This is a genomic window from Rothia sp. HMSC066G07, from assembly GCF_001814485.1.
Classification (GTDB): domain Bacteria; phylum Actinomycetota; class Actinomycetes; order Actinomycetales; family Micrococcaceae; genus Rothia.
In genome coordinates this window covers 17,769-35,166 of the sequence record NZ_KV816920.1, presented here as the reverse complement: position 1 = coordinate 35,166, position 17,398 = coordinate 17,769, and the positions used below count along the sequence as shown (strand labels likewise).

Genomic DNA, 17,398 nt, shown 5'->3' with positions numbered 1-17,398 from the left:
GGTTTACGGCGGGTAATCTCCACCGCCGGGGAGCTGCTTCCAATGCCACAGCCAGCCAACCCAGCCCCACTGCGCACACGCACCCGCCACCAGCAACGCCCAACGATACGCCCGCGAACGGCTCGCCGCCGCCGCCACAATCACCAACGGGAACAACGGCAACAGCAGACGGAACGTCGACGACTGCGGATTCAAAAACAGAATCAAATACGCAAAATAGCTCAGGCACCACAGGTTCAACGGAGCCGCCAAAACCCTACGCACCAGAGGGCTCAAACACAAAGCAATAAAACCCAAAATCAGCACAGTCAGCAACACCGGAGCCACATACCCAAAGTACAGGTACCCCTGTGAAAGCCACGGCTGAATCGGCGCCAAATGGGTACCGCGCCACGCCGTCTCCGTGGCGGTGTACGCATCCACACGGCCCGTAGCCCACCACGCAATCGCAGGCCACACCAGCGCACACGCACACACCACCAAGGCGCTGACCAGCTGCCCTAGATGACGCACAAATGCCGCGCCCATACCCGACTGGCGGCTCGAACGCACCCAGCACGCAAACCACCACAGGCCGGCTGTCGCACCCAGGGGCACACCCACCGGGCGGGACAGGCACGCCAACGCCGCCACAGGAACCAGCAGGCCGTAGCGTCCCTGAACCAGGCACAGCAGCGCGCCGGCAAGGAACACCAGGTTCAGCGACTCCGCATACGGAACCTGCAACACCGGCGCCACCGGCAAAAACGACACCAACGCCACAGCCCACATAGACAGCGCAGAAGGCGATTCCTCGCTCTTGAAACCGGTCGCCTTCAACGACGCCTCAAACAGCAGGTAAATCACCCACGCCGCCGCGAAACCGGCAAGCAGAGCAACCGTCGCCGCCACCGGGTAGTACCCGATGCCCGTCGCATGGCTAATAGCACCGGAAAGCTGCGGGAAAATCGGGTAAAAAGCCCACTGATTCTGCTCAACCACACCCGCCGCGTTCACCGGCAGCTCATTCGGGTAGCCCTGTACCGCGATCTGCTCATACCAGCCGGCATCCCAGATGCTAATGAACGACAAATAATCCAGGTGCTGACCCCACGGGCTGCGCAGCTGCTGCTGGCCGACCACGGCAAACACGATGAAACCCCACACGCGGGACAGGCCGTAAATCAGCAGTACCGACAGCCACGCGGGCAGGGCACGCAGACGCTCCCCCACCCGGTGCAGGCGCTCACCGGCGGCGGTGTACGCCCAGGTCAGCAACTCATCAAAAGACTCGCCCTGCTCCTTCGTGGAGGCGGTGCGAGGTACCGAGTCAGCGGCAGAGTCAGCGCGGGCAGGCGGAACAGGGCTAGTGTGCGCAGAAGGAACACTCACCGGCACTAGCTCCCCTCAGCCACCGAAAGCGCACCCTCAGCCTGCGGGTTCTTTCGCTTCTCCACAAAGTCATGGGCGCTCAAGGTGCTCTCCGCATCATCAGCCAGCGGAACCGCGACGCGACGCACGGGCTCAGCAGCACCCTCAGCGGATTCTGCGGCTGCTTCGGCAGAAGCATCACTGGATGCTGACTCACTCGCCGACACCTTTTCGCCCTCGGGATTGCCGAAGAAACGAACCGAGGTAGTCAAATCCTCCACACGGTCGAAAGTTCCTAAACCGTCACGGCCCACGCCGCTAAAGAACGCGGCACCGGGCACGGCACGCTCACCGCCGAGCGCCACAACGGAGAGCGCCGCGATGCCCACAATCAGCAGGGCAAGCAGAATCAGAAGAAAGTTCATGTCAATCTCATATCATGCAGGACCGTCAACCCCTGACGGTCACCTAAATTCAAATAGTAGCGCCAGCACCGGCAGAATCAGCGCCGCGACTAGTCCTGTTGTGTCTAATCCTCGTCACGGTCGCTGAGCAGCCAGGCACGCAAATCCGCGTGGCAACGGGTCAGCTGGCTAAAGCTCACATGCTCATTATCGGTGTGAGCCAGCAGGGCGTCACCGGGACCGAAGTTCACGGCGGGAATACCAATCTCGCTCAGGCGCGCCACATCCGTCCAACCGTACTTGGGCTGGGGTTCCTCGCCCACCGCCTCAATCAGGGATGCCGCCAGCGGGGTGTCCAGGCCGGGGCGAGCCGCCGGGGAAAGATCCACAAAGTCCAGCTCGTATCCGGCGAAAACCTCACGCACGTGGGCGACCGCCTCATCCAGGGTCTTATCCGGGGCGAATCGGTAGTTCACGTGCATCGCCGCCGCATCGGGAATCACGTTACCGGCAACGCCACCAGAAATCTGCACCGCATTCAGGCCCTCACGATAGTCCAGGCCCTCCACCGCGATGGTCTTCGGCTCGTAGGAGGCGAGCGCCGCCAACGCCGGTGCCAGGGCGTGAATCGCGTTCTCACCGCGCCAGGCGCGACCCGAGTGGGCGGCCAGGCCGCGGGTGCGCACGAAGAAACGCATGGTGCCGTTGCAGCCGCCCTCAATGGTGCCGTTGGTCGGTTCGAGCAGCACACCGAAATCTGCGTCGGTGATGAGCTCACCGTGGTTGCGGATCAGGCGCGCTAGGCCGGAAAGCTCGCTAGCGACCTCTTCGTTGTCGTAGAAGATGTAGGTCAGGTTGTAGTCGGTGTCCTGCGCGGTCAGCTCGGCGGCAAGCTTCAGCTGCACCGCAACGCCGCCCTTCATATCGGTGGCGCCGCGGCCGTAGAGCACGTACCCGTCCTCTTCTTCACGCACCGTAGAGGGCACAGTACCCAGGGAACCCTCGACGGTAGGCAGGGGCACGGTATCCAGGTGACCGGCGAGGATAATGCGGGTACGCTCCCCCTCAGCACTCTCCCCCTCAGCTCCAGGCAGCGGCGGGAATTCGGTGCGGGCAATGATGGCGTCCCCGTCACGGGTCAGGTGCAGGTGGGGGCAGAACGACAGCGCCGTGTGCACGGCATCAGCAATCGTTCGTTCGTTACCAGAAACTGACTCGTAATCCAGCAGGGCACGGGTCAGCTCGGGCATGGACACGTCCAGGTTCAGGGGCGGCTGCGGTACAGGGTGACGCTCAGAATTCTTGGGGGAAACGCTCATCCTTCCACCTTACAGGTTCGCCCGCGCCCACACCCACGCCCTCAACGCCGATATCGAGCATATGAGACGGTCTTGAAGGGGCTCTAACCCCCAAAACTATAATGGGAAGCATGTCTGAAAACACTCCCCGTTACGCCTCCGGCGTTGCACTGGTCAATGTTGTTGTCTCTGGCGAGCACGCCGGCACCGTCCTGGATGCCTGGTTCCCCGCCCCCTCCCTCACCCAGACCCCCGACCTGTCCATCGCGGACGAGCTGGAGGACCTGGCCGTTGAGCACCCTGCGCGCAACGCCCGTACCGAGGTGCGTACCGCCTCCATCAACCTGGATGAGGCACCCGAAGACGCAGTCGACGCGTACCTGCGTCTGCACCTGCTCTCCCACACTCTGGTTCGCCCCAACGAGCTGAACCTGGACGGCCTGTTCGGCACCCTGGCGAACGTTGCGTGGACCAACCACGGCCCGGTGCTTGCCGCCGAGTTCCAGAAGCTTGCGATTGGTCTGCGCAAGCTGGGTCACCTGAGCGTGAGCCACATTGATAAGTTCCCGCGCCTGGTGGATTATGTGGTTCCCGCCGGCGTGCGTATTGGCGACGGTGACCGTCTGCGCCTGGGTGCGCACCTGGCGTCCGGCACGACCGTGATGCACGAAGGCTTCGTGAACTTCAACGCCGGCACCCTGGGCACCTCCATGGTTGAGGGCCGTATTTCTCAGGGCGTTGTGGTGGGCGACGGCTCGGATGTGGGTGGCGGCGCCTCCACGATGGGTACTCTTTCCGGTGGCGGCACTCAGCGCGTGTCTATTGGTGAGCGTTCCCTGCTGGGTGCGGAGTCCGGCATCGGTATTGCCCTGGGTGATGACTGCGTGGTTGAGGCTGGCCTGTACGTGACCGCTGGTTCGCGCGTGAGTGTTCTGCTGCCCGGTCAGGAGGCGCGCGTGGTGAAGGCTGCGGAGCTGTCCGGCGTGTCGAACCTGCTGTTCCGCCGCAATTCGATCAGCGGCGCGATTGAGGTTCTGCCGCGTGCAAAGAACACCGTGGAGCTGAACGAGGCGCTGCACCTGAACTAGTCTGTACCTGGACTAGCGCTGGTTGCCCTTGCCAACGTTGGGGGTCGGCCCGCGAACTTTAGGGATCGGCTTTAGGGGTCGGGATGTGTGAAGCATCCCGACCCCTTTTCTGCGCCCGGTGTTCCCTCGTCCGCCGATCTTACAGACTGGGCGCGAATCCGCGGCGGCTACGATGACCGTTTTCAGAGCGGGATGCTCGGGCTTTCGCTAGGCTGGTAGTACCGGGTACAGCGCACCCGCCATGACTGACCACCTGTATAGTTCAGAGAGGAACTCAGATGCCCGAATCAACTAAGTCAGAGTCGACGATGAGCGAAACCTACCGGCACTTTATGCGACTTTTCCCCTACCCGCACGAGCGTATTCCAATGGGCGCTCCTGCCGCTGATGCCATGGCTCGTTACGATGAGTTGGCTAAGCTGGGGCGCGCGGAGGGGTTCGTCCCCTTCTTCCTAAACCTGAACGATACGGTGCTTGAAAGCATGGTCATTGCGGTGTCCCTTGAGCACGACATCATTGACGATGTTGAGACTCTGACCCCCGAGCAGGTGAGCGCCTACACTCGTGCCGTCCTGCAGCGTTACCGTACCGCCCGGGGTGGCGCCTCCACCGAAGAATACGGCAACGCAGTCATTGCCCAGCAGCTGCGCCGGGTTGCCGACGATGGCGAAGAGACTAGCGAAGACGACCCGGACGACTTCAACCTCAACGAGCTTATTGACGAGTTTATGAGCTCCGATTTTCTGCCCGATGAGGAGCCCGAAGATGACGCCCCGACTCTTTCTGCCCTTCTCTGCTACGAGCTCCTGGATGAAGAGGAGAAAGGCGAGATGCTCCTACTACAGATTCCGACCGATGACCCTGCCGATATTCCCGCGTACCTGCCCTTCGGCGGCTGGAATGACTGCCCGGACGCTGAAACGCAGCTGGCATTCACCCACTACTGGCGTGAAAAGTACGGTGCCATCCCGGCGGCTCTTGACGGTGCTGACTGCCTGGAGTTTCTGGTGGAACGCCCCGTCACCGACCCGGTCGAGACGAAGAATCTGGCGGTCGAGCAATTCGCATTCTGTTCCGATCTTCCGTTCCAGGTGTTTGAAGATATTGAGCAGCTGACGGAGTTTATTCACCAGAGCCGCCAGTGGTATTTCTGGTGGGATTAGAAGTCGGATCAGAAATCAGCTGATACGCGGATTCAGGCGCTGGGCAAAAGCGAGTGTCGACACACCTAAAGAACGCTTCCCACGTGCTCACATCAGAGTGCACAAGCGCACAGTGTTCCGCAGTACTTACACCACGTGCACGGCTGTACCATTAGATACAGCTCAACAGCTTTTGTCCCCCATCCGGAGCACTTTTTCCGGATATATAAAGCCCGAAAGGACATCATGAAGGTACTCGTTACCGGCGGCGCCGGCTACATCGGCTCCCACACTGTACTTGAACTGCTCAAGGCAGGCCACGACGTCGTCGTCATGGATAACCTCGCGAACTCTTCCGAGGAGTCCCTCAAGCGCGTCGCTGAACTCGCTGGCCGCGCCCCCGAGTTCCACAAGGTTGACCTGCTCGACCTCGAAGGTATGAAGGCTCTCTTCAAGCAGGTTCGCCCCGACGCTGTGATTCACTTTGCGGGCCTGAAGGCTGTGGGCGAGTCCGCTGAGAAGCCGCTGTGGTACTACCAGACCAACGTGGCTGGCACCCTGAACCTGCTGTACGCAATGGACGAGGCTGACTGCCACTCCATCGTGTTCTCCTCCTCCGCTACCGTGTACGGTGAGCCCGAGTCCATGCCTCTGATCGAGAAGATGAACATGGATGCGCAGTCCTGCTACGGCCGCACCAAGGAGCACATTGAGGACATGCTGGTCGACCTGGCTGCTTCCGACTCCAAGTGGAACATTGCTCTGCTGCGTTACTTCAACCCCGTTGGTGCGCACGAGTCCGGCCGTATCGGTGAGGACCCGGCGGGCATCCCGAACAACCTGGTGCCCTTCATCGCGCAGGTTGCTGTGGGTCGCCGCGAGCACCTGAACGTCTTCGGTAATGACTACCCGACCGTTGACGGTACCGGCGTGCGCGACTACATCCACGTGGTTGACCTGGCTGACGGCCACCTGAAGGCGCTGAACTACATTACTGAGCACGGCGGCCTGCACACCTGGAACCTGGGTACCGGTAACGGCTACTCGGTTCTGCAGGTTCTGCACGCGTTCGAGGAGGCGTGCGGTAAGGAACTGCCGTACAAGATTGTGGATCGTCGCCCCGGTGACGTTGCAGTCTCTTACGCTGATCCTTCCTCCGCTCTGGCGGATCTGGGTTGGAGCGCTAGCCGCGACATTAAGACCATGATTCGCGACCACTGGAACTGGCAGAAGAACAACCCCAACGGTTACGAAGCCTAAGCTGTTTTAGCCCCTTGTGAGGGGTGTTGAAGAGTGCCCGATAGGTGTTATATCACCTATCGGGCATTTTTGCGCGCTTTTTTGAAATTTTTGCCGGCAGGCGAGTTACACACCGGAGGCGGTTGGCATCTCCCGGGAGCATGCCGAGTATTTGCGGTGTTACTCCTAGTCAGGGCCTTTTACGCAGAAGAGGTGCTTTTGACCCGTATTTTTACGTCAAAAATACTATAACTATGCACTACCCCTTAAAAATTCACAGTGTTTCAATAGGGAAACGAATAATTTACACGCGTGTTACATGGCGCATGTAAACTGAAAACACACCATTTTTGTAACCCGCATCATAGATACATCTCACATGAAAGGTTAGTGATGTCCGCACAGGCAGCTCCCGCAGCACAGAAAAATCTCGTAGAGATTACCGACGTCAACAAGTACTACGGCACTAATCACGTTCTGAAGAACATCAACCTTTCCGTGGGCAAGGGCGAAGTCATCATCCTCCTCGGCCCGTCGGGTTCCGGCAAATCGACCCTCTGCCGAACCATCAACCGCCTCGAAACCATCTCCAGCGGTTCCATCAAGATTGACGGGCAGGAACTGCCCAAGGAGGGCCGCGCCCTCGCCAAGCTCCGCGCAGAGGTCGGCATGGTTTTCCAGTCGTACAACCTCTTCGCGCACAAGACCATCCTCGATAACGTGACCCTCGGCCCCCGCCGCATCCGCAAAATCTCCAAGTCGGAGGCAGAAGCGGAGGCCATGAAGCTGCTCGCAAAGGTCGGCGTGGATTCCCAGGCGAACAAGATGCCCGCCCAGCTTTCCGGTGGCCAGCAGCAGCGCGTCGCCATCGCCCGCGCCCTCGCCATGAAGCCCAAGGTCATGCTCTTCGACGAGCCCACCAGCGCGCTCGACCCCGAAATGGTCAACGAGGTGCTCGACACCATGGTCTCCCTCGCGAAGGAAGGCATGACCATGATCGTGGTGACCCACGAGATGGGCTTCGCCCGCAAGGCCGCCGACCGCATCGTGTTCCTGGCCGACGGCGAAATCGTCGAGGAAGCCCACCCGGACGAGTTCTTCACCAACCCGAAGAGCGACCGCGCCAAGGACTTCCTGTCCAAGATCATCGACCACTAATCCGGAGGGTGAAATGAAAAAATATTCACGCAAGCTGGCAGCGCTCGCCGCGGCAGCATCCCTCGCCCTCACCGGCACCCTCGCCGGTTGCTCCAGCGCAAACAACGACCACAAGATTCGCATCGGCATCAAGTTCGATCAGCCCGGCCTCGGTTACCAGGATGGCAGCCAGTACACCGGCTTCGATGTGGACGTAGCACGCTACATCGCCGGTAAGCTCGGCTACTCCGAAGACCAGATTGAGTTCGTCGAGTCCCCCAGTGCCAACCGTGAGAACATGCTCAACAACGGCCAGGTGGACATGATCTTTGCGACCTACTCCATCTCTGATAGCCGTAAGAAGACCGTGGACTTCGCCGGCCCCTACTACACCGCGGGTCAGGACCTGCTCGTGCGTGCCGATAACACCGATATTCACGGCCCGGACGACCTCAACGGCAAGAACCTCTGCTCCGTCACCGGCTCCACCAGCGCCCAGAAGGTGCAGGACAAGTTCGCCAAGAACGTGAACCTGGTCAAGCAGAATAGCTACTCCGACTGCGTGGTCGCCCTCAACGGCGGCGTGGTGGACGCCGTCACCACCGACGACATCATCCTCGCCGGTCTGGCAGCCACCAAGGCGAACAAGGGCAAGCTGAAGGTGGTTGGTGCACCGTTCACCACTGAACGCTACGGTGTGGGTCTGCCCAAGGGCACCGACAAGTGCGAGGCCGTGAACAAGGCAATCAACGAGATGGTCGCCGACGGCACCTGGGAGAGGCTGGTCACCAAGTACACCGAAGGTACCGGCTACCACTACAACACCGAAAAGAACCCGCCGTCCCCGAGCGCTTCCTGCGCCTAGTCTCTAGAGAGGTTCACGAATGTCATTCTTTGACCAACTCGGCGCCCTCCTGGCAAAGTACGATGTGCTCGGCGCCTTCATGACCAATATTGAGCTGACCTTCTGGGCGGCTATTGGCTCCTTCGTCATCGGTACCGTGCTGGCGCTCATGCGCATCAGCCCCGTTCCGTCCCTGCGCTGGGTGGGTACCGCCTACGTGCACCTGGTGCGTAACACTCCGCTGACTATTCTGATGACCCTGGCGATTCTGGGTGTGTGGACTCAGTTCCAGCTCTCCTTCTCGCACGATTTTGACACGAACTTCTTCGTGTACGCGGTGATTGTGCTGTCGATTTACCACGCGGCGTTCATCTGCGAGGCGATTCGTTCGGGTGTGAACACCGTGCCGAAGGGGCAGGCTGAGGCAGCACGCGCTATCGGTCTGGGCTTCTTCGACACCGCCCGCCTGGTGATTTTCCCGCAGGCTCTGCGCGGTTCCATCACCCCGCTCGGTAACACCCTGATTGCTCTGGCGAAGAACACGACCGTGGCTTCCGTGGCGTCGGTGGCTGAGGCTTCCGGCATGATGAAGTCCATGATTGAGTTCGACGCGAACATGGTGCTTGCCATCTTCATGATCTTCGCAATGGGCTTCGTGATTATTGTTGTTCCCATTGGTGTCCTGACCACCTGGTCCTCTCGTAAGCTGGCGGTGAAGCGATGAAAAACCCCTTTATCAGTAATGAAACCCGCGCCGCTTCTTCGGTGCTTTTCGATGAGCCGGGCCCCATTGCTCAGCGCCGCACCCGCATCTTCAACATTGCGGCACTCATCGTCTTCGCGATTTTCGCGGTGTACGTGCTGACCGTGATGGGTGAGAAGGGCCAGCTGGAGCCGGAGAAGTGGACTGATCTGTTCACCGCCCGTGCCTGGACTTCCTACTACCTGCCGGGCCTCGCCTCAACCCTGTCGGCGGCAGCGATTTCGGTGGTCACCTCCATCGCGTTCGGTCTGCTCTTCGGTATTGCTCGACTGTCTCAGTACCGTGTATTCCGTTGGATTGGTACCGTGGTCGTGGAGTTCTTCCGCGCCGTGCCCGTGCTGATCATGATGATCTTCTTCTGGCTGTTCCTGGGCAAGTACAGCGGCCTTCCGCCGGCTCAGCTGCCCTTCATCGCCGTGGTGATTGGCCTGACCCTGTACAACGGCTCGGTGATTGCTGAGCTGTTGCGTTCGGGTGTGAAGCAGCTTCCGCGCGGTCAGGGTGAGGCGGGTCTGGCAATCGGTCTGACCCCCAGCCAGACTCTGATTCAGATTCTGATTCCGCAGGCGTTCACCGCGATGATGCCCTCGATGCTCAGCCAGTTCGTTGTGATTCTGAAGGACACCGCCCTCGGTTACATCATCTCCTACCCCGAGCTGCTCGCTTCGGCGCGCCGCATCGGCTCCGGTGACGGTAACGTGCTGCAGACCCTGCTTCTGGCAGCGGCGCTGTTCGTGATTGTGAACTTCATCCTGACGGCTGTGGCAACCGGCATTACCGACCGCCTGGCATCGCGCACCTCCGCTAAGGTGACCCGCGAGCTGATTCCCGGCGAGTTGGATAACCCGAACCCGCCGACCGTTCAGATGTTCGTTCTGCCCGGCGGCCGCAAGTAGCCCTTCTCGTTCGGGCTCCTCAGCCAACGGCAATCAGCGGATACAGCAAAGCCCCCGCGTTTCCTCCCTAGTGGGAGGGCGCGGGGGCTTTCTGCCATGCAGGCTAGTTAGACCTGTCGGGACTACTTAGATGCAGATGCCTTCAGACGCTCAGCAGCCTTCGCCACCGCCTCATCAGAAGCGGTCAGGGCGATACGCACGTAGCCTTCGCCGTCCTCGCCGTAGAACACGCCGGGGCCAGCAATAATCCCCAGCTCCGCCAGGCGACCAATCGAATCCCAGGTGGACTCGCCGAAAGTGGTCCACAGGTACAGGCCAGCCTCAGAATTCTCGATGCGGCCACCGGCGGCGGCAATCGCCTCCTGCAGTACCTCACGGCGGGCACGGTACAGGTCCTTCTGAGCCTCCACGTGTGCCTCATCAGCCAGCGCCACCATCATGGCAGCCTGCACGGGGGCGGGCACAATCATGCCGGCGTGCTTACGGCTATTAATCAGGTTCGGCATCAGCTCGGGGGCACCGGCGATGAACGCGGCGCGGTAACCGGCGAGGTTCGACTGCTTCGACAGCGAGTACACCGCAAACAGGCCGGTGAAGTCGCCATCGCACACGCGCGGATCCAGGATAGACGGCACCGGCTGACCGCCGCGCACCTCATCCCAAGCACCCCAACCGAGCTCCGCATAGCATTCGTCAGATGCCACCACGGCACCGATTTCACGCGCCTGCGCCACAATCTCACGCAGCTGCTCCACGGTACGCACCACACCGTTCGGGTTCGCCGGGGAGTTCACCCAAATCAGCTTCACACGGCTGCGGGTGTCAGCGTCCAGCTCATCCAGGCTGTCAGCGGGCACGGACTCGGCGCGGGCGAAGCGGGCACCCATATCGTAGGTGGGGTACGCAACGCGCGGGTACACGACCACATCGCCCGGGCCCAGACCCAGCAGGAACGGCAGCCACGCCACAAGCTCTTTCGAGCCGACCGTGGGCATGATCGCGTCCGGGCTCAGACCGGTCACGCCGCGGCGGCGCGCAAACCACTCAGCAATAGCCTCACGCAGGGCGAGGGTGCCGTGGGTGGTCGGGTAGCCGGGAGCGTCAGAGGCAGCAGCCAGCGCCTCGCGAATGTTCTGCGGGGTCGGGTCGACCGGGGTGCCGATGGACAGGTCCACCGGACCGTCCGGGTGGGCGGCCGCGGTTGCGCGGTAGGGGGCGAGCGCCTCCCAGGGGTATTCGGGCAGGTTCAGGCCGTAAGTCATTGTGTCACCTGGTTGCTTGGGAATAGTTTTCGTCATTTTAGTCTAGCGTCCGGGCGCTGGCGTGCCTACAGCAAGAGCCTCCATTCCAGCGCCTAGACGGTGCGTGGGCACCGGGTGCTAGATGGAGGCTCTTGGCACCCGTTAGCGGGTGTGGTCAGTCTATGCGGTTGTCGTTATTACTCGCCGCAGGGATTACTCGCCACGAGGGGGCAGTGCCGCGATGAAGGGCACGTCCTTGCCGGTGGGGCCGAGCTTTGCTGCGCCACCGGGGGAACCCAGGTCGTCGAAGAAGTCTGCGTTGGCGCTGACGTATTCGCTCCACTCTTCGGGGACGTCGTCTTCGTAGTAGATTGCTTCTACGGGGCAGACGGGCTCGCAGGCGCCGCAGTCCACGCACTCATCGGGGTGGATGTACAGGGTGCGTTCGCCTTCGTAGATGCAGTCGACGGGGCATTCTTCAACGCATGCGCGGTCTTTGACATCCACGCAGGGAAGCGCGATTACGTAGGTCATTGGTGTGCCTTTCTAGAAGCTGTTCGCCCCGTGCCCGCCGTTCTGCGGGTCGTCTGCTGCAGGGCAGAATCTACAGAGTAAACCGCCGAGTGGTTGGTACCCGGCGGGGAAGTCTGTGTATAGTCTATCGCGCGCTGACTGTTTAACAGTATTTTCGTGGTGTATCAGACAGTGGGTCATTGGGTTTGTGGGGGTATTTTTTAGGCTAGGCTGACCTGGTATTTATTTGCATTACGACTAGTCGGCTGGCTTTTAAAAATAGATTAAGCCAAAAATGAAATCTTCGTCATATGAATTTTTTGATGAAGTTGCCATTATTTCCACCTCCGCTAAATTCACCGAATAACGCATAAATTTTCTTCCCTATTGTCCTCTACCTGAGCCTCTATCCGGCGGGTGCAGAAGACAGCAGCGGTGCAGCGCCCAAAAACAGCAGGAGGGGCGTCCCGGCTAACCGGAACGCCCCTCCCCCACGTTATGACATAGTAATAGCCTTCAGGCTACTTCTTAGCGCGCGCACGCTGATGCGCCGCACGCGGCGAGAAATACTGCGCGTCCTTCACGCGAGCGCGCGTGTACACGAGCATGCCCAGCATCGCCGCAACCGGGGCACCAAACCACCACAGGGCACCGTAGAAGCCAATCGCCGAATGACCCGGGTTCACCAAAACAAACGGCGAATCGGGGCGACCGTATCCGAGCACGTACACGGTCACGAACACGGCAACAGCCACAACCGCCGCCGCGTAGCCGCGGCGCAGCGACAGGGCGCACCACAGGGCGGTAAAGAAAACCGTCAGGTACGCCACCAGCAAGCCGAGGGGCAGGGCGGTATCACCCGCATAAACGACCCAAGCGTGGTAAATCGACCCGGCAATACCGGCAAAAATACCCAGAATCGAGCCGGTCAGAACGCCCGCCACCAGACCAGCCTCCTGCGGCTTCGGGTGCACGGTCGCCGTCGGGTCACCGTCGAGCACACGGAAAGTCTCCACGGAAGAAATCTTCTGCGGCACCTTATTCGAGTACTCAAAAGTCTTCTCGTCCACCACCGTAATCTGGGTGCGGTGCGCCTCCATTGCCTTGCGCTTGGCGGTGCCGTCACCGTAAATAGCAGCCTGCAGGCGCTGATCAGCCGCGTCGAACTCACCCTCAATACCCCAGGTAAGAATCGGGCGGTCCTCGTCATCTTCAAGAATCTGCAGGGCACGGTGCACAATCTCGTACACGCGCACGTGGTCGGGGTGGCCGTAGCCGCCGTCCGAATCGTAGGTGACCAGAACATCCGGGGTGAGGGCGCGGATAGCGGCAACCAGCGCCTGAGCCTGCGGTTCCAGCGGCTGCGCGGTCAACGAGTCCTCCGCCGCCACCGGGTTGGCGACGGGCTTACCCTCCGGGCCCCACGCCATGCCGGAGTCACGGTACAGGGGCAGCGCGCCCTCAGCGACGGCGGGTTCCTGACCCAGGAAGAATTGCTTCTTCACGCCGAGTGCCTTAATAGCGCCGGCAAGCTCACCGGTGCGATACTCACCCAGCGCCTCACCATTATCACGGCAGCCGGGCTTACCGACCTCCAGGTGGTGTAGCTCCTCGGGGATGACCTCACCTAGTTCACCGCGGGTAGCGGTCAGCAGGTACACCTCCGCGCCCTTCTGCGCATAGTACGCCATGGTTGCGCCGGTCGAGGAGGTTTCGTCGTCCGGGTGTGCATGCACAAACAGGATGCGTGCCTTCTTCGCATCGTAGTTATTCGGCAGCAGGTCACGGCGCGATCCGGGGGCGATGCGCTCACCCTGCGTGGGATAGCTAGGGGTCGCAGAATCAGGCTGAGTGTTCTCGGTTTCAGACACAGGCTTTCCCTCTCATACGCAGGGTTGGGTTTCTTAGACGGTCAAAGCGCGCCGGCAATTTACATCGTTGAGTAGCAGACGTTGAGTAGCTGACGGGTGCCACCACCGTGCAGGCGCATTATTTTATCTTACACACTCGCATGCACAGCGCGGGGTGTTCGGGCTTTTCAGAAGCGGTTTTTGGAGGCGGTTTTCAGTAGAAAGCAAAAGCGCCCGGCTCTCCTCCCCCTTCTCCCCCCGCTGCCCCGCTGTCCCGCTGTTATTTCCCGAACGGAACGGTTAAACAGAACCGCCGCCACCTTCCACATGAAAGGTAGCGGCGGCTCCTACGCAACGACAGCGCTCGGGCAACGACACCCGCTACAGCAGGTTAGTCGCTAACGCTAACAGTCATTCGCGCTGTATTAGTTCGCGCGGGCGCGGCGGCGGAACTCGCGGACACGCTCGTTGGAATCCAGGATGACCTTACGGATACGAATCGCCTCGGGGGTCACCTCAACGCACTCGTCTTCGCGAGCGAACTCCAGGCACTCTTCCAGGGTCAGCTTCTTCGGCGGGGTCAGGTTTTCGAAGTTGTCCGCAGTCGAAGAACGCATGTTGGTCAGCTTCTTTTCCTTGGTGATGTTAACTTCCATGTCGTCTGCACGGGAGTTCATACCAACGATCATGCCCTCGTACACCTCAGAGGTGGGCTCCACGAAGAAGGTGCCACGCTCCTGCAGGTTAATCATCGCGTAGGGGGTCACCACGCCGGCACGGTCAGCAATCAGCGAACCGTTGGTGCGGTACTCAATCTCGCCAGCCCACGGCTCGTGCTCAATCGAGTAGGAGGAAGAAATACCGGCACCGCGGGTCTCAGTCAGGAACTGAGTACGGAAACCAATCAGACCACGTGCGGGAACAGCGAACTCCATGCGGACCCAACCGGTACCGTGGTTCGACATGTTCTCCATGCGGCCCTTACGTGCAGCCATCAGCTGGGTGACAGCACCCAGATGCTCCTCGGGCACGTCAATGATCATGTGCTCCATGGGCTCGTAGACCTTGCCGTCGATGGTCTTGGTAACCACCTGGGGCTTACCCACGGTCAGCTCGAAGCCTTCGCGGCGCATCTGCTCCACGAGGATAGCCAGGGCGAGCTCGCCACGGCCCTGAACTTCCCACGCGTCCGGACGCTGGGTGGGCAGAACCTTGATGGACACGTTACCGATCAGCTCGCGGTCCAGGCGGTCCTTCACCTGACGTGCGGTGACCTTTGCGCCCTTGACGCGGCCAGCCAGCGGGGAGGTGTTAATACCGATGGTCATGGAGATCGCGGGATCGTCCACCTTAATCAGCGGCAGGGGCTTGGGGTTCTCAGCGTCGGTCAGGGTTTCACCAATGGTGATGTCCTCAATACCTGCCACTGCGACGATCTCGCCGGGACCAGCGGACTCTGCGGGAACGCGCTCGAGAGCCTTAGTCGCCAGCAGCTCGGAGATGCGGACGTTCTTGATTTCACCGTCGTGACGTGCCCACGCAACGGTCTGACCCTTCTTCAGGGTGCCGTTGAAGATACGGACCAGTGCCAGACGACCCAGGAACGGGGAGGAGTCCAGGTTGGTCACGTGTGCCTGCAGAACCTCGTTGGGATCGTAGGTGGGGGCGGGCACGTGCTCGATGATGGTCTTGAACAGCGGCTCAAGGTCGTCGTTGTCGGGCAGCTGGCCGTCTGCGGGCTGGTTCAGGGATGCAGCGCCAGCCTTACCGGATGCGTACACCACCGGAACGTTCAGCACAGCGTCCAGGTCCAGGTCGGGGACTTCCTCCGCCAAATCGGATGCCAGGCCAAGCAGCAGGTCCATGGACTCGCCAACGACCTCGTCGATACGGGAGTCGGGGCGGTCCACCTTGTTCACCACGAGGATCACGGGCAGCTTAGCAGCCAGTGCCTTACGCAGCACGAAGCGGGTCTGGGGCAGCGGACCTTCGGATGCGTCCACGAGCAGCACAACGCCGTCAACCATGGACAGGCCGCGCTCCACCTCGCCACCGAAGTCGGCGTGGCCGGGGGTGTCAATAACGTTAATGGTGATGGTCTCACCGTTGGCGGAAGGGCCGTTGTAGAACACGGTGGTGTTCTTCGCCAGAATGGTGATGCCCTTTTCCTTTTCGAGGTCGCCGGAGTCCATGACTCGGTCTTCAACATCTGCGTGGGCAGAGAAGGCGTGGGTCTGCTGCAGCATCGCGTCGACGATGGTGGTCTTGCCGTGGTCAACGTGTGCCACGATAGCCACATTGCGAAGGTCGGGGCGCGAAGCGGTGTTTTCAGACATGCGTTAAGTTTCTCGCTTAAATCTAGGGGATAGTCTTGCCAACGGGTGCGCTCTAGACAGCGCAGGGGGTCACAGGGCAGTACCCACAGATAGGTATCTGGTGGTCGTTGCCGGTTTGGGTGTTTGCCGATGGACCCGCTCTGCGATGAGAACGTTTCCGGGCACGCCAAAACGGACCCCCCTCCGTTGGGCTTAGCTACCAGTGTATCACTAGGGCTTTTCTGCGAGCCACTCATCAATCATGCGGCGAGCGACGGCGTTCGTGCCGGGCAGCTCCAGCTTGGCGGGGTCATCCTCGTCACTGTTGCCACGTTCCTCCGAAATAGCAATCGCCTCACGCAGCTCAGCGGCGGTGAACCAGCGTGCGGCACGAATCTCACCGTCGTGGTGGATGATGGTTTCGTTCTCATCCACGCGCACCCGGTAGCAAATCATGAGCGAACGCGGGAAAGGCCACACATCGCTCATACGGTACTCGGTGCTGAGGGCGTGCAGGCCGGTTTCTTCGTAGACTTCGCGGGCGATTGCCTCTTCGAGGTTCTCGCCAGGGTCAACGAAACCGGCAATGAGGGCGAAGCGGTTGGGGTGCCACTGGCGGTTATTCGCCAGTAGCACGCGCTCGCCGTCGCGGCTGGTCACCAGCGCCATGACGGCGGGTTCGATGCGGGGGAACACCATCTCGCCGGAGGCGGTGCGGCGGATTCCCTTGGAGCCGAGGGGCGCCTCTTCGCCGCTGTAGGCGGAGTAGCTCATGTCGATGAGGTAGTCGCGGCGTGCAAGGGCGGTTGCGTAGTGGGCGCGGCCTTCCGGGTCCTCGTGGACCGGGTAGTACCAGAAGCCACTGCTGGAGGCGCGCACCCGAGGGTTGTTCAGGTTGACGGCGACCTGCGCGAGGGTTTCATCCTCGCAGTAGAGCACGTGCACCTCCGCGCCACTATTCTTCTGGGCGTCAGCGCCGTAAGCGGCGGGGCGGATGACACTGCGTGCAAGGATCACGTCTTCGGTCAGCGGCTCGGCAGCATCGTTACCGGTCAGGTAGTGCACGGTTCCGTCAGCGTTGAGAAGGGTTTCCCCTTCGCGAGAAAGGAGCAGGTAGCGCGGTGTATGAGTATCAGCGGGAGTGTGTTCAGATGAAGAAGTCATAGGTTTTACTCTACTCCGCTCACCTCCATTCCGTTCAAACAGCCCGCGCGCGTGGCAACCGTTTGCCTGGCAAAACCAAAAGCCGACTCCCCTCCCAACTAAACTACCCTCGTTACCCAACAGTCCACGAGGTGTAGAAAAGCCGACAAAGCAC

At 60.8% G+C, this 17,398-nt stretch carries 15 protein-coding genes; 7 read left to right on the top strand and 8 right to left on the bottom strand.

Annotated features, from left to right (window positions below):
- Nucleotides 1–3: 3 nt before the first annotated feature.
- The 3 genes from HMPREF2971_RS01150 to dapE form a co-directional block, all read right to left on the bottom strand.
- Nucleotides 4–1,377 carry a hypothetical protein gene (locus HMPREF2971_RS01150; RefSeq protein WP_070690706.1) on the bottom strand — a complete coding sequence of 458 codons (1,374 nt, stop codon included), beginning with the start codon at nt 1,375–1,377 and terminating at the stop codon, nt 4–6.
- Complete coding sequence (locus tag HMPREF2971_RS01145; RefSeq protein ID WP_070690704.1) at nt 1,377–1,775, bottom strand: taurine ABC transporter substrate-binding protein; 399 nt, start codon at nt 1,773–1,775, stop codon at nt 1,377–1,379. The genes HMPREF2971_RS01150 and HMPREF2971_RS01145 overlap by 1 nt, the downstream gene beginning before the upstream one ends.
- A gap of 104 nt (nt 1,776–1,879) precedes the next feature.
- Nucleotides 1,880–3,073, bottom strand: coding sequence for a succinyl-diaminopimelate desuccinylase (gene dapE / locus HMPREF2971_RS01140; RefSeq protein WP_070690701.1), 1,194 nt, complete (start codon nt 3,071–3,073; stop codon nt 1,880–1,882).
- A gap of 101 nt (nt 3,074–3,174) precedes the next feature.
- Between dapE and dapD the strand changes: the two genes are divergently transcribed.
- The 7 genes from dapD to HMPREF2971_RS01105 all read left to right on the top strand — a co-directional run bounded on the left by dapD (nt 3,175) and on the right by HMPREF2971_RS01105 (nt 10,161).
- Nucleotides 3,175–4,140: a 2,3,4,5-tetrahydropyridine-2,6-dicarboxylate N-succinyltransferase gene (gene dapD / locus HMPREF2971_RS01135; RefSeq protein WP_070690698.1), complete on the top strand. Its 966-nt coding sequence runs from the start codon at nt 3,175–3,177 to the stop codon at nt 4,138–4,140.
- A 278-nt stretch (nt 4,141–4,418) separates the two neighbouring features.
- Nucleotides 4,419–5,303: a DUF4253 domain-containing protein gene (locus tag HMPREF2971_RS01130; protein ID WP_070690694.1), complete on the top strand. Its 885-nt coding sequence runs from the start codon at nt 4,419–4,421 to the stop codon at nt 5,301–5,303.
- Nucleotides 5,304–5,528: 225 nt separating this feature from the next.
- Nucleotides 5,529–6,542 carry a UDP-glucose 4-epimerase GalE gene (gene galE, locus HMPREF2971_RS01125; protein ID WP_044150267.1) on the top strand — a complete coding sequence of 338 codons (1,014 nt, stop codon included), beginning with the start codon at nt 5,529–5,531 and terminating at the stop codon, nt 6,540–6,542.
- 372 nt (nt 6,543–6,914) lie between these two features.
- The gene (locus HMPREF2971_RS01120; RefSeq protein WP_044150265.1) at nt 6,915–7,679 is read left to right on the top strand and encodes an amino acid ABC transporter ATP-binding protein; all 765 of its coding nucleotides are present in this window, start codon (nt 6,915–6,917) and stop codon (nt 7,677–7,679) included.
- 13 nt (nt 7,680–7,692) lie between these two features.
- Nucleotides 7,693–8,523 (top strand): glutamate ABC transporter substrate-binding protein, encoded by an 831-nt coding sequence (locus tag HMPREF2971_RS01115; RefSeq protein ID WP_012903146.1) that lies wholly within the window; start codon nt 7,693–7,695, stop codon nt 8,521–8,523.
- 19 nt (nt 8,524–8,542) lie between these two features.
- Nucleotides 8,543–9,226, top strand: a complete 684-nt coding sequence (locus HMPREF2971_RS01110) for an amino acid ABC transporter permease (RefSeq protein ID WP_012903145.1) — start codon at nt 8,543–8,545, stop codon at nt 9,224–9,226.
- On the top strand, nt 9,223–10,161 hold the full coding sequence (locus HMPREF2971_RS01105; protein WP_012903144.1) for an amino acid ABC transporter permease: 939 nt from the start codon (nt 9,223–9,225) through the stop codon (nt 10,159–10,161). Before HMPREF2971_RS01110 ends, HMPREF2971_RS01105 begins: the two co-directional genes overlap by 4 nt.
- A 122-nt stretch (nt 10,162–10,283) precedes the next feature.
- On the opposite strand, the gene dapC is transcribed toward HMPREF2971_RS01105, so the two are convergent.
- The 5 genes from dapC to HMPREF2971_RS01080 all read right to left on the bottom strand — a co-directional run bounded on the left by dapC (nt 10,284) and on the right by HMPREF2971_RS01080 (nt 17,244).
- Complete coding sequence (gene dapC / locus HMPREF2971_RS01100; protein ID WP_070541553.1) at nt 10,284–11,423, bottom strand: succinyldiaminopimelate transaminase; 1,140 nt, start codon at nt 11,421–11,423, stop codon at nt 10,284–10,286.
- Nucleotides 11,424–11,615: 192 nt separating this feature from the next.
- Nucleotides 11,616–11,936, bottom strand: a complete 321-nt coding sequence (fdxA, locus tag HMPREF2971_RS01095; RefSeq protein ID WP_005505213.1) for a ferredoxin — start codon at nt 11,934–11,936, stop codon at nt 11,616–11,618.
- 500 nt (nt 11,937–12,436) lie between these two features.
- On the bottom strand, nt 12,437–13,786 hold the full coding sequence (locus tag HMPREF2971_RS01090; protein WP_049347063.1) for a PIG-L family deacetylase: 1,350 nt from the start codon (nt 13,784–13,786) through the stop codon (nt 12,437–12,439).
- Between the two features lie 404 nt (nt 13,787–14,190).
- Nucleotides 14,191–16,101: a translational GTPase TypA gene (typA, locus tag HMPREF2971_RS01085; RefSeq protein WP_070690691.1), complete on the bottom strand. Its 1,911-nt coding sequence runs from the start codon at nt 16,099–16,101 to the stop codon at nt 14,191–14,193.
- Nucleotides 16,102–16,311: 210 nt separating this feature from the next.
- On the bottom strand, nt 16,312–17,244 hold the full coding sequence (locus tag HMPREF2971_RS01080; RefSeq protein WP_049347059.1) for an NAD(+) diphosphatase: 933 nt from the start codon (nt 17,242–17,244) through the stop codon (nt 16,312–16,314).
- Nucleotides 17,245–17,398 lie beyond the last annotated feature (154 nt).